At 59.5% G+C, this 12,076-nt stretch carries 10 protein-coding genes; 8 read left to right on the forward strand and 2 right to left on the reverse strand.

The genetic code is table 11. The features are described 5' to 3' along the window. Positions 1–52: 52 nt before the first annotated feature. Positions 53–1,510 (forward strand): NAD-dependent succinate-semialdehyde dehydrogenase, encoded by a 1,458-nt coding sequence (locus BZK31_RS23510; protein ID WP_083185686.1) that lies wholly within the window; start codon positions 53–55, stop codon positions 1,508–1,510. A gap of 89 nt (positions 1,511–1,599) precedes the next feature. On the opposite strand, the gene BZK31_RS23515 is transcribed toward BZK31_RS23510, so the two are convergent. Together BZK31_RS23515 and BZK31_RS23520 are read right to left on the reverse strand one after the other, a co-directional pair. Beyond that, entirely contained in the window at positions 1,600–2,976 is a 1,377-nt protein-coding gene (locus BZK31_RS23515; protein WP_083185687.1) for a glutamine synthetase family protein, read from the reverse strand. Between the two features lie 34 nt (positions 2,977–3,010). After that, the gene (locus tag BZK31_RS23520; RefSeq protein WP_083185688.1) at positions 3,011–3,283 is read right to left on the reverse strand and encodes a hypothetical protein; all 273 of its coding nucleotides are present in this window, start codon (positions 3,281–3,283) and stop codon (positions 3,011–3,013) included. Positions 3,284–3,607: 324 nt separating this feature from the next. Between BZK31_RS23520 and BZK31_RS23525 the strand changes: the two genes are divergently transcribed. The 7 genes from BZK31_RS23525 to BZK31_RS23555 all read left to right on the forward strand — a co-directional run bounded on the left by BZK31_RS23525 (position 3,608) and on the right by BZK31_RS23555 (position 11,909). Further along, positions 3,608–4,966, forward strand: coding sequence for a glutamine synthetase family protein (locus BZK31_RS23525; RefSeq protein ID WP_083185689.1), 1,359 nt, complete (start codon positions 3,608–3,610; stop codon positions 4,964–4,966). Positions 4,967–5,033: 67 nt separating this feature from the next. Further along, a complete protein-coding gene (locus BZK31_RS23530; protein WP_083185690.1) occupies positions 5,034–6,401 on the forward strand; it encodes an aspartate aminotransferase family protein in 1,368 nt (455 codons plus the stop codon). A 151-nt stretch (positions 6,402–6,552) separates the two neighbouring features. After that, the gene (locus BZK31_RS23535; protein WP_083185691.1) at positions 6,553–7,650 is read left to right on the forward strand and encodes a polyamine ABC transporter substrate-binding protein; all 1,098 of its coding nucleotides are present in this window, start codon (positions 6,553–6,555) and stop codon (positions 7,648–7,650) included. Between the two features lie 171 nt (positions 7,651–7,821). Beyond that, a complete protein-coding gene (locus BZK31_RS23540) occupies positions 7,822–8,916 on the forward strand; it encodes a polyamine ABC transporter substrate-binding protein (protein WP_083185692.1) in 1,095 nt (364 codons plus the stop codon). 55 nt (positions 8,917–8,971) lie between these two features. Continuing rightward, on the forward strand, positions 8,972–10,114 hold the full coding sequence (gene potA / locus BZK31_RS23545; protein ID WP_083185693.1) for a polyamine ABC transporter ATP-binding protein: 1,143 nt from the start codon (positions 8,972–8,974) through the stop codon (positions 10,112–10,114). Beyond that, positions 10,111–11,031: an ABC transporter permease subunit gene (locus tag BZK31_RS23550; protein WP_083185694.1), complete on the forward strand. Its 921-nt coding sequence runs from the start codon at positions 10,111–10,113 to the stop codon at positions 11,029–11,031. Before potA ends, BZK31_RS23550 begins: the two co-directional genes overlap by 4 nt. After that, complete coding sequence (locus tag BZK31_RS23555) at positions 11,028–11,909, forward strand: ABC transporter permease subunit (RefSeq protein ID WP_083185695.1); 882 nt, start codon at positions 11,028–11,030, stop codon at positions 11,907–11,909. Before BZK31_RS23550 ends, BZK31_RS23555 begins: the two co-directional genes overlap by 4 nt. The last annotated feature ends 167 nt before the right edge of the window (positions 11,910–12,076 follow it).

The raw sequence follows: 12,076 nt of genomic DNA on the forward strand, positions 1-12,076 counted from the left end.
CTGTGATGGCTGCTTAGACTGGCAGTCATCCCGGAACAGGACTCGACCGACCATGCTCAAGAACCATTTGAAAGACCCCAGCCTGCTGGTAGAACGCGCCTATGTCGATGGGCAATGGATCGTTGCCGACGACGGCGCGACGCTGGACATCACTGACCCGGCGACCGGCGAGGTCATCGCCCGGGTTCCGGCCTTGCAAGGCGCTGAAACCCGCCGCGCCATCGAGGCCGCCGACCGTGCGTGGCCCGCCTGGCGCGCCCGTCCCGCTGCCGAGCGTGCCGTGTTGCTGGAGCGCTGGCATCAGGCGATGCTGGAAAACGTCGAAGACCTGGCGCTGATCATGACCCTTGAGCAGGGCAAGCCGCTGAACGAGTCGCGTGGCGAAATCCGTTATGGCGCCAGCTTCGTCAAATGGTTTGCCGAAGAAGCGCGCCGCTCCTACGGCGAGACCATTCCTGCGCCCAGCGCGGACCGTCGCCTGATGACGCTCAAACAGCCGGTAGGCGTGTGCGCGGCCATCACACCGTGGAATTTCCCCAACGCGATGATCACTCGCAAATGCGCGCCAGCGCTGGCGGCTGGCTGCCCGATCATTGTCAAACCGTCGGACCTGACGCCTTTGTCCGCACTGGCACTGGCGGTGTTGGCCGAGCGTGTGGGCATTCCCGCAGGCGTATTCAATGTAGTCACCGGCATGCCCGCCGGTATCGGTGAAGAACTGACCGGCAACCCGGTGGTGCGCAAGATTTCCTTCACCGGCTCGACCGCAGTCGGGCGGTTGCTGATGCGCCAGAGCGCCGAACACATCAAGCGCCTGAGCCTGGAACTGGGTGGTAACGCGCCGTTCATCGTGTTCGATGATGCTGACCTTGAACAGGCAGTCACCGGCATCATGCTCAGCAAGTTTCGCAACGCCGGACAGACCTGCGTGTGCGCCAACCGGATTCTGGTGCAGGACGGCATCTATGACCGGTTTGCGGCGCGGCTGGTGGAGGAGGTGGGCAAACTCAAGGTCGGCAACGGTCTGGAAGAGGGCGTCACCATTGGCCCGCTGATCAACCCGGCAGCCGTCGGCAAGGTCGCCCGGCACATCGATGACGCCTTGAGTCAGGGCGCGACCCTGTTGTGTGGCGGCATTCCTGAAGGCGACACGCAATTCGTCCAGCCGACCGTGCTGGGGGACGCGCACGCCAACATGCTGCTGGCCAACGAAGAAACCTTCGGCCCGGTCGCGCCGCTAATGCGCTTCACTGACGAAGCCCAGGCGCTGGCGCTGGCCAACGCCACGCCGTACGGGCTGGGCGCGTACTACTTCACTCAGGACCTGCGCCGCTCATGGCGTTTTGGCGAGGCGCTGGAGTTCGGCATGGTCGGGCTCAACACCGGCATCATCTCGATGGAAGTCGCGCCGTTTGGCGGCGTCAAACAGTCCGGCCTGGGCCGAGAAGGCTCCAGCTACGGCCTGGATGAGTATCTCGAAGTAAAGGCGTTTCACGTCGGCGGGTTGTAAGGCCTGCTTGAAAACGGCTTGCAGTTGCGCAATAAAAAACGCCGCAAAGCTCATAGAGCCTGCGGCGTTTTTTGTTGCCCGGCCGTCGATCAGACGGTGTGCAGGTACCAGTTGTACTCAAGGTCGGAGATGGAGTGTTCGAACTCCTCCAGCTCGCTCTCTTTACAGGCCACGAAAATATCGATGTATTTCGGGTCGATGTACTTGGCCATGACGGCGCTGTCGTCCAGCTCGCGCAGGGCATCGCGCAGGTTGTTCGGCAGGCTCTGTTCGTGCTGCTCGTAGGAATTGCCTTCCACCGGAGCGCCAGGCTCGATCTTGTTGGTCAGACCGTGGTGCACACCTGCGAGCACGGAAGCCATCAGCAGATACGGGTTGGCATCGGCACCGGCAACGCGGTGTTCGATACGCACGGCGTCTGCCGTGCCCGTCGGAACCCGGATGGCAACCGTGCGGTTGTCCAGGCCCCAGGTTGGCGAGTTGGGTACGTAGAACTGGGCACCGAACCGGCGATACGAGTTGACGTTCGGGCACAGGAACGCCATCTGCGCCGGCAGGGTCTCGAGCACACCGCCGATCGCATGACGTAATGCGGCGTTCTGCTCGGGATCCTCGCTGGTGAAGATATTCTTGCCATCGCGATCCAGAATCGAGATGTGAACGTGCAGACCATTCCCTGCCTGACCCGGATAGGGCTTGGCCATGAAGGTCGTGTCCATTTCGTGGTCGTAGGCGATGTTCTTGATCAGACGCTTGAGCAGGACCGCGTAGTCGCACGCCTTGATCGGGTCGGCGACATGGTGCAGGTTCACTTCGAACTGCGCCGGGGCACTTTCCTTGACGATGGCGTCAGCCGGAATGCCCTGCTCTTTGGCACCTTCCAGAATGTCCTGAAGGCAATCGACGTATTCGTCGAGGTCGTCGATCAGATAGACCTGGGTCGAGTGGGGGCGTTTGCCGGAAATCGGTGAGCGCGGAGGCTGTGGACGACCGTTCACGTTCTCCTGATCGATCAGGTAGAACTCCAGTTCGAACGCGGCGCAGATGGTCAGGCCCAGATCGTCGAATTTGGTCACGACCTGGCGCAACACTTCGCGCGGGTCGGCGAAGAACGGGTCGCCTTCGAGTTCGTGCATGGTCATCAGCAATTGCGCGGTGGGGCGCTTCTGCCAAGGCTCGTTGCACAGGGTGTCGGGGATTGGATAGCAGATTCGGTCAGCATCACCGATGTCCAGGCCCAGGCCGGTGCTTTCCACCGTGGAGCCATTGATATCCAGAGCAAATAAAGAGGCTGGCAGGTTGATGCCTTTCTCGTAAACCTTATGGAGGCTGGTGCGTTCGATGCGCTTGCCACGCACCACACCATTCATATCTGCAATCAGAAGGTCAACGTACAGAACCTCAGGATGTTCCTTAAGGAACGCGTTCGCTTCATTAAGCTGAACGGCACGCGGGGGTACCGACATGATGCAACACCTTTGTTGTTAAAAATATCAATCATCAATGATTGCGGATCTCAGTCAATCCGAAAGCCATGATGAAGTCAATAGAGCCTGTATGTGCCCTAAAACTGCACCGAATAGCCTTTTTTGCTGCTATTTGGGGCATTTTTTCGGGTTTGCGGCTGCCGTAAAATCTGAGCGAGAGCGGCCTGTCTTCTATTTTTAACGGATTGTTGTATAAAAAAATGAACAAGGCTAAGCTCGATTGCAACCCATAAAGCAATAATACCGGGGGTTCAATGCTGCGCCTTCCCTTGACCGGCATGACCATGTCCAATCCGCAGAACGGTCATCATGCCTGTGATATCAGTGCTCACGGTGCGCTGTCGATTCCGAAGGCACCCGGATGGCCGTCGGGCCTCACCTGTTTCACTCTCAATGCTGGACACTACCACTATAGCGGCCCCGCCAGTGTGACGGCGGCTGCCTGGAAGTGTGCTTCGGGCAGGCTGAATGAACGCGCCGTGGCTTTCACATTGCCTGCTCAGCTGTCACCTTACCCCTTATTGGCTTCTTAAACGAGTTGTACACCATGACGCCGATGCGTCTGAAAAACGCCTGATCGTGATCAGGACACCAAAACCCTGAGGTATTTATGAGTACCAACCTCGACCAGCTCACCGATTGGTTGAAAGAACACAAGATCACCGAAGTCGAATGCATGATGTCCGACCTTACCGGGATCACTCGCGGCAAAATCTCCCCGACCAACAAATTCATCGCTGAAAAGGGCATGCGTCTGCCTGAAAGCGTACTGCTGCAGACGGTGACCGGCGACTACGTGGAAGATGACATCTACTACGAGCTGCTGGACCCGGCCGACATCGACATGATCTGCCGCCCTGACCAGAACGCGGTGTATCTGGTGCCCTGGGCCATCGAGCCGACCGCGCAGGTCATCCACGACACCTACGACAAGCAAGGCAACCCCATCGAGCTGTCGCCGCGCAACGTGCTCAAGAAAGTTCTCAAGCTCTACGCCGATCAAGGCTGGCAGCCCATCGTGGCGCCGGAGATGGAGTTCTACCTGACCAAGCGTAGTGACGACCCGGACTATCCGCTGCAACCTCCGGTCGGTCGCTCGGGACGTCCCGAAACCGGTCGCCAGTCGTTCTCCATTGAAGCGGCCAACGAGTTCGACCCGCTGTTCGAGGATGTCTACGACTGGTGCGAGCTGCAGAACCTGGACCTGGACACGCTGATCCACGAAGACGGCACGGCACAGATGGAGATCAATTTCCGTCATGGCGACGCCCTGTCGCTGGCCGACCAGATTCTGGTGTTCAAGCGCACCATGCGCGAGGCGGCGCTCAAGCACGACGTGGCGGCGACGTTCATGGCCAAGCCCATGACCGGCGAGCCCGGCAGTGCCATGCACTTGCACCAGAGCATCATCGACATCGAGACCGGCAAGAACATCTTCTCCAACGACGACGGGACGATGAGCGAACTGTTCCTCAACCATGTCGGCGGTTTGCAGAAATTCATCCCCGAGCTGTTGCCGCTGTTCGCGCCCAACGTGAACTCGTTCCGCCGCTTCCTGCCGGACACCTCGGCGCCGGTCAACGTGGAGTGGGGCGAAGAGAACCGCACGGTCGGCCTGCGTGTGCCGGATGCCGGTCCGCAGAACCGTCGCGTGGAAAACCGCCTGCCGGGCGCGGACGCGAACCCTTATCTGGCTATCGCTGCCAGCCTGCTGTGCGGCTTCATCGGCATGGTCGAGGGCATCAACCCGAGCGCGCCGGTGGTGGGCCGCGGTTACGAGCGCCGTAATCTGCGCCTGCCGCTGACCATCGAGGACGCATTGGAGCGGATGGAAAACAGCAAGACCATCGAGAAATACCTGGGCAAGAAATTCATCATCGGTTACGTCGCGGTCAAGCGCGCCGAGCATGAAAACTTCAAGCGCGTGATCAGCTCCTGGGAGCGCGAGTTCCTGCTCTTTGCCGTCTGATCCGGCGGGACGCCGCCGTGCAAAAGAGCGGCGTCCCGCTAACCGACCCGATTAAAGGAAGTGCTGCATGAGTGCCAACCACAACCCGCAAACCCTTGAATGGCAAGCCTTGAGCAGCGAGCATCATCTGGCACCGTTCAGCGACTACAAGCAGCTCAAGGAAAAAGGCCCGCGCATCATTACCCGCGCCGACGGCGTTTATTTGTGGGACAGCGAAGGCAATCGCATTCTGGACGGCATGTCAGGCCTGTGGTGCGTCGCCATCGGTTACGGCCGCGAAGAGCTGGCTGATGCCGCCAGCAAGCAAATGCGCGAACTGCCGTATTACAACCTGTTCTTCCAGACCGCTCACCCGCCGGTGCTGGAACTGGCCAAAGTGATTTCCGACATCGCGCCGCCAGGCATGAATCACGTGTTCTTCACCGGTTCCGGTTCCGAAGGCAATGACACCATGCTGCGCATGGTTCGCCATTACTGGGCGCTCAAGGGTCAGCCGAACAAGAAGACCATCATCAGCCGCATCAACGGTTATCACGGCTCCACGGTAGCGGGCGCCAGTCTGGGTGGCATGACCTACATGCACGAGCAGGGCGATCTGCCGATTCCGGGTATCGCGCACATTCCGCAGCCGTACTGGTTCGGCGAAGGTGGCGACATGACGCCGGATGAGTTCGGCATCTGGGCGGCCGAGCAACTGGAGAAGAAGATTCTCGAGCTGGGCGTCGATAATGTCGGCGCGTTCATCGCCGAACCGATCCAGGGCGCGGGCGGTGTGATCGTCCCGCCAGACAGCTACTGGCCAAAGATCAAGGAGATCCTGTCGCGCTACGACATCCTGTTCGTCGCTGATGAGGTCATCTGTGGTTTTGGCCGCACCAGTGAGTGGTTCGGTAGCGATTTCTACGGCTTGAAGCCGGATATGATGACCATCGCCAAGGGCCTGACCTCCGGCTACGTGCCGATGGGCGGCTTGATCGTGCGCAACGAAATCGTGGCTGTGCTCAACGAGGGCGGCGATTTCAACCACGGGTTCACCTATTCCGGGCATCCGGTGGCCGCCGCCGTGGCGCTGGAGAACATTCGTATCCTGCGCGAAGAAAAGATCGTCGAACGGGTCAAGTCTGAAACGGCACCATATTTGCAAAAGCGTCTGCGTGAGCTGAGCGATCATCCGCTCGTGGGCGAAGTCCGCGGCATCGGTCTGCTGGGCGCCATCGAGCTTGTGAAGAACAAGGCGACCCGCGAGCGCTACACGGACAAAGGTGCGGGCATGATCTGTCGAACCTTCTGCTTCGATAATGGCCTGATCATGCGGGCCGTGGGTGACACCATGATCATTGCGCCACCCTTGGTCATCAGTTTCGAGCAGATCGACGAACTGGTGGAAAAAGCTCGTCGCTGCCTGGATCTGACGTTGGCGGCGCTGCAAGGGTAATCGTTCTGCGAGCAGGACAGAATGGCGTTTCTTCAGTTTGATTTGGGTGTTCGACAAGGGGCGGCTTGAAAGCCTGCCCTTGAACTTGCCAGACTAATGGCTACAAGCCGCTAATCTAATCGGTCAGTGATAAAAAACATTGGAGCTACGCATGAAAAAATTTGGCAAGACCCTTCTCGCTCTGTCCCTGATGGGCGTCGTGGCCGCCGCTGCACAGGCCGATGACAAAGTGCTGCACGTCTACAACTGGTCCGATTACATCGCACCGGACACCATCGCCAAGTTCGAGAAAGAGTCGGGCATCAAGGTGGTCTACGACGTTTTCGACAGCAACGAGACGCTGGAAGCCAAATTGCTGGCCGGCAAGTCCGGCTATGACATCGTCGTACCGTCCAACAATTTCCTGGCCAAGCAGATCAAGGCAGGCGTTTACCAGGAACTGGACAAGTCCAGGCTGCCGAACTGGAAGAACCTGAACGAATCGCTGCTCAAGGCCGTGTCGGTCAGCGACCCGGGCAACCAGCATGCATTCCCGTACATGTGGGGCTCGATCGGTATCGGCATCAACCCGGACAAGGTCAAGGCCGCCCTGGGCGCAGACGCACCGGTCAACTCCTGGGACCTGCTGTTCAAGCCTGAAAACGCTGCCAGGCTGAAGTCGTGCGGCATCAGCTTCCTCGATTCACCAACCGAAATGCTGCCGATCGCCCTGCATTATCTCGGTTACCCGACCGACTCTCAGGACAAGAAGCAACTGGCCGAAGCCGAAGCGTTGTTCATGAAGATTCGTCCTTCGATCGGCTACTTCCACTCGTCCAAGTACATCTCGGACCTGGCCAACGGCAACATCTGCGTAGCGGTCGGTTACTCGGGTGACATCTACCAGGCCAAGTCGCGTGCCGAAGAGGCCGGTGGCAAGGTCAAGGTGGGTTACAACATTCCGAAGGAAGGCGCTGGCAGCTTCTATGACATGGTCGCCATCCCCAAGGATGCCGAAAACGTCGAAGGTGCCTACAAGTTCATGACCTTCCTGATGAAGCCGGAAGTCATGGCTGAAATCACCAACGCCGTGCGCTTCCCGAATGGTAATGCGGCCGCAACGGCACTGGTCGACAAGGACATCACCAGTGATCCGGGCGTTTACCCACCTGCCGATGTACAGGCCAAACTGTATGCCATCGCGGACCTGCCAGCGGCCACGCAACGGATCATGACCCGCAGCTGGACCAAGATCAAATCAGGTAAATAAGCCTGTCATGAAACCTGTGGAAGCTGCGTAGCCCTCGGCGCGCAGCTTCCAGACGACAGGAATATTGCCGAAAACTTTGCTGGTTGGACTCATAGACGGTAAGTTGCGCGCCGGTTTTGTCGTCCGGACGCCCTCCGGTTCTCAGGCCTCTCTGCTAAAAGGACTCACTCTTTGTCTATTTCTATCCTTTCCAAAGCCTTGCTGGCGGGCGTCGGGCTGACACTGGCGCTCAGTGCTCAGGCCGAGTCCACCGTGCATATTTATAACTGGTCCGACTACATCGGCAAGACCACGCTGGCGGACTTCGAAGCGGCGACCGGCATCAAGCCGATGTACGACGTGTTCGACTCCAACGAAACCCTGGAAGCCAAGCTGCTGGCCGGTCGCACCGGCTATGACGTGGTGGTGCCGTCCAATCATTTCCTGGGCAAGCAGATCAAGGCGGGCGCGTTCCAGAAGCTCGACAAGTCGCTGCTGCCCAACTACAAGAATCTCGATCCGGCGCTGCTCAAGCGTCTGGAAAAGAATGATCCTGGCAATCAGTACGCCGTGCCCTATCTGTGGGGCACCAATGGCATCGGCTACAACGTCGAGAAGGTCAAGGCCGCGTTGGGCGTCGACAAGATCGACTCCTGGTCGGTGCTGTTCGAACCCGAGAACATCAAGAAGCTGTCCAGCTGTGGCGTTGCGTTTCTCGATTCCGCCGACGAGATGCTGCCCGCCATGCTCAATTACCTTGGGCTGGACCCCAACAGCACCAAGGAAGCCGATTACAAGAAGGCCGAAGCCAGGCTTATGGCGATTCGTCCTTACGTGACCTATTTCCACTCGTCCAAATACATCACTGACCTGGCCAACGGCGACATTTGTGTCGCGGCCGGTTTCTCGGGCGATGTGTTCCAGGCCAAAGCCCGTGCCGAAGAAGCGGGCAAGGGTGTGAAGCTTGCCTATGCCATCCCGAAAGAGGGCGGCAACCTGTGGTTCGACATGCTGGCGATTCCGGCGGACTCGAAGAACATCAAGGCCGCCAGCGCCTACATCAACTACCTGCTCGATCCCAAGGTGATCGCCCAGGTCAGCGATGAAGTCGGTTACGCCAACCCCAACCCGGCCTCGGGTGAGTTCATGGATCAGGCGATCCGCACCGACGAAGCGGTCTACCCGCCGCAGGAAGTGCTGGACCGGTTGTTCGTGAACAGCGAGTTGCCACCCAAGGTGCAACGTTTGATGACCCGCAGCTGGACCAAGGTCAAGTCGGGCAAATAAAAAACCAGCGCCCGGCCACATCGACCGGGCTGCATATCAGTTGGGAGTTTCACCCATGGCAGTTGCCTCCGGCGCCTACAAGAAAGCCATCGAAGGCGGTCAGCAACCCAAAGAGGTGCTGGTCAAGATCGATCGCGTCACGAAAAAATTCGACGAGACGATTGCTGTGGACGACGTGTCCCTGCAAATCAACAAGGGCGAGATCTTCGCCCTGCTCGGCGGATCGGGCTCCGGCAAGTCCACACTGCTGCGCATGCTGGCCGGTTTCGAGCGTCCTACCGAGGGTCGCATTTACCTCGATGGCGTCGACATCACCGACATGCCGCCGTACGAGCGTCCGATCAACATGATGTTCCAGTCCTACGCACTGTTCCCGCACATGACCGTGGCGGACAACATCGCGTTCGGCCTCAAGCAGGACAAGCTGGCCAAGCCGGAAATCGATGCTCGCGTGGCCGAGATGCTCAAGCTGGTGCAGATGACTCAGTACGCCAAGCGCAAGCCGCACCAGCTCTCGGGTGGTCAGCGTCAGCGTGTCGCGCTGGCCCGCTCGCTGGCCAAGAAGCCCAAATTGTTGCTGCTCGACGAGCCAATGGGGGCGCTGGACAAGAAGCTGCGTTCGCAGATGCAACTGGAGCTGGTGGAAATCATCGAGCGCGTGGGCGTGACCTGCGTGATGGTAACCCACGACCAGGAAGAGGCCATGACCATGGCCGAACGCATCGCGATCATGCACCTGGGCTGGATCGCCCAGATCGGCAGCCCGATCGACATCTACGAAACCCCGACCAGCCGGCTGGTGTGTGAGTTCATCGGCAGCGTGAACCTGTTCGAAGGCGAAGTGATCGAGGACATGGAAGCCCACGCTCTGATCCGCAGCCCCGAGCTGGAGCGCAATATCTATGTCGGTCACGGCGTTAGCACCTCGGTGGAGGACAAGAGCATCACCTACGCGCTGCGTCCGGAAAAACTCCTGATCACCACCGAGCAGCCAGGCTTCGAGTACAACTGGTCGCGTGGCAAGGTCCATGACATCGCTTACCTGGGTGGCCATTCGGTGTTCTACGTCGAGCTGCCCGGCGGCAAGCTGGTGCAGTCGTTCGTCGCCAACGCCGAGCGTCAGGGCGCCCGACCTACCTGGGGCGATGAAGTCTACGTGTGGTGGGAAGACGACAGCGGCGTGGTACTGCGCTCATGAAAATCCGCAAGATCAAACGCGCCTTCGAGCGCATCAAGCCCAATGGCCGGCAGGTGGTCATCGGCGTGCCGTTCCTCTGGCTGTTTCTGTTCTTTGCGCTGCCGTTTCTGATCGTCATCAAGATCAGTTTTGCCGAGGCCGACGTCGCGATCCCGCCGTACACGGAAATCTTCAGCTACGCCGAAGAGAAGCTGCAGCTGGTGCTCAACTTCGCCAACTACACCTTGCTGACCGGCGACGACCTGTACGTTTCGGCGTACCTGGGCTCGTTGAAGATGGCCTTCATCAGCACCTTGCTGTGTCTGCTGATCGGCTACCCGATGGCCTACGCCATCGCCAATGCCCGCAAGGACATTCAGACCGTTCTGCTGCTGTTGATCATGATGCCGACCTGGACCGCGATCCTGATCCGCGTCTATGCCTGGATGGGCATCCTCAGCAACAACGGCCTGCTTAACGCCTTCCTGATGTGGCTTGGCCTTATCAATGAGCCGTTGCAGATCCTCAACACCAACCTGGCAGTGTACATCGGCGTGGTCTATTCCTACCTGCCGTTCATGATCCTGCCGCTGTACGCCAACCTCGTGAAGCACGACACCAGCCTGCTGGAGGCCGCGTCCGATCTGGGGTCGAGCACCTTCAACAGCTTCTGGAAAATCACCGTGCCGCTGTCCAAGAACGGTGTGATCGCCGGCTGCATGCTGGTCTTCATTCCGGTGGTGGGCGAGTTCGTGATTCCCGAGCTGCTGGGCGGCCCCGAAACCCTGATGATCGGCCGCGTGCTGTGGCAGGAATTCTTCAACAACCGTGACTGGCCCGTGGCTTCGGCGCTGGCGGTCATCATGCTGCTGGTGCTCATTGTGCCGATCATCCTGTTCAACCGCAGTCAGGCCAAAGAACTGGAGGGCAAGGCATGAAGAGCTTTCGATTCTCGAACCTGGTGCTGATCCTGGGCCTGCTGTTCATCTATGCGCCGATGGTCATTCTGGTCATCTACTCGTTCAACGCTTCGCAACTGGTGACGGTGTGGGGCGGCTGGTCGGTGAAGTGGTACGTGGGCCTGCTGGACAACTCGCAGTTGATGGGTTCGGTGATGCGCTCGCTGGAAATCGCCTGCTACACGGCCATTGCGGCCGTGGCGCTGGGGACGATGGCGGCCTTCGTGCTGACCCGCATCACGCGCTTCAAGGGCCGGACTTTCTTCGGCGGGCTGGTCACTGCGCCACTGGTGATGCCGGAAGTGATCACCGGTCTGTCGCTGTTGCTGCTGTTCGTGGCCATGGCGCAGTTGATCGGCTGGCCACAGGAACGCGGCATCGTGACCATCTGGATCGCGCACACCACGTTCTGTGCGGCCTACGTGGCGGTCGTGGTGTCGGCGCGGCTGCGTGAGCTGGACCTGTCGATTGAAGAGGCGGCGATGGACCTTGGGGCGCGTCCGTGGAAGGTGTTCTTTCTGATCACCATTCCAATGATCGCGCCGTCTCTGGCGGCGGGCGGCATGATGTCGTTCGCGCTGTCGCTGGACGACCTGGTGCTGGCCAGTTTCGTGTCCGGACCGGGCTCGACCACTTTGCCGATGGAAGTGTTCTCCGCTGTGCGTCTGGGTGTGAAACCCGAGATCAACGCGGTGGCGAGCCTGATTCTGCTGGCTGTATCGTTGGCGACCTTTCTGGTTTGGTTCTTCAGCCGCCGCGCGGAGAACAACCGCAAGCGGGCGATCCAGCAAGCCATCGAGGAAAGCGCAGCCGACGGCTGGAAACAACCCGACCCACGCCGCGCACCGGCTGCGTGAGGTCGAACCTTTGGGGCGAGCTTGCTCGCGAAGGCTGCTTTCCAGACACCCGGTCCAGGTCGGCCCTACCCGCGTCTTCGCGGACAAGTTGGCTCCCACCAAAAGGGCCGCGTGCCTTCAACGTGGGAGTGAGCTTGCTCGCGAAGGCTGTGTTTCAACCGATGCAT

This window comes from Pseudomonas floridensis (genome assembly GCF_002087235.1).
GTDB lineage: Bacteria > Pseudomonadota > Gammaproteobacteria > Pseudomonadales > Pseudomonadaceae > Aquipseudomonas > Aquipseudomonas floridensis.

Bases quoted from the DNA above. Each gene is read 5' to 3' on its own strand.
- BZK31_RS23510 (WP_083185686.1), top strand. From the start codon at position 53: ATGCTCAAGAACCATTTGAAAGACCCCAGCCTGCTGGTAGAACGCGCC.
- BZK31_RS23515 (WP_083185687.1), bottom strand. From the start codon at position 2,976: ATGTCGGTACCCCCGCGTGCCGTTCAGCTTAATGAAGCGAACGCGTTC.
- BZK31_RS23520 (WP_083185688.1), bottom strand. From the start codon at position 3,283: ATGGTCATGCCGGTCAAGGGAAGGCGCAGCATTGAACCCCCGGTATTA.
- BZK31_RS23525 (WP_083185689.1), top strand. From the start codon at position 3,608: ATGAGTACCAACCTCGACCAGCTCACCGATTGGTTGAAAGAACACAAG.
- BZK31_RS23530 (WP_083185690.1), top strand. From the start codon at position 5,034: ATGAGTGCCAACCACAACCCGCAAACCCTTGAATGGCAAGCCTTGAGC.
- BZK31_RS23535 (WP_083185691.1), top strand. From the start codon at position 6,553: ATGAAAAAATTTGGCAAGACCCTTCTCGCTCTGTCCCTGATGGGCGTC.
- potA (WP_083185693.1), top strand. From the start codon at position 8,972: ATGGCAGTTGCCTCCGGCGCCTACAAGAAAGCCATCGAAGGCGGTCAG.
- BZK31_RS23550 (WP_083185694.1), top strand. From the start codon at position 10,111: ATGAAAATCCGCAAGATCAAACGCGCCTTCGAGCGCATCAAGCCCAAT.
- BZK31_RS23555 (WP_083185695.1), top strand. From the start codon at position 11,028: ATGAAGAGCTTTCGATTCTCGAACCTGGTGCTGATCCTGGGCCTGCTG.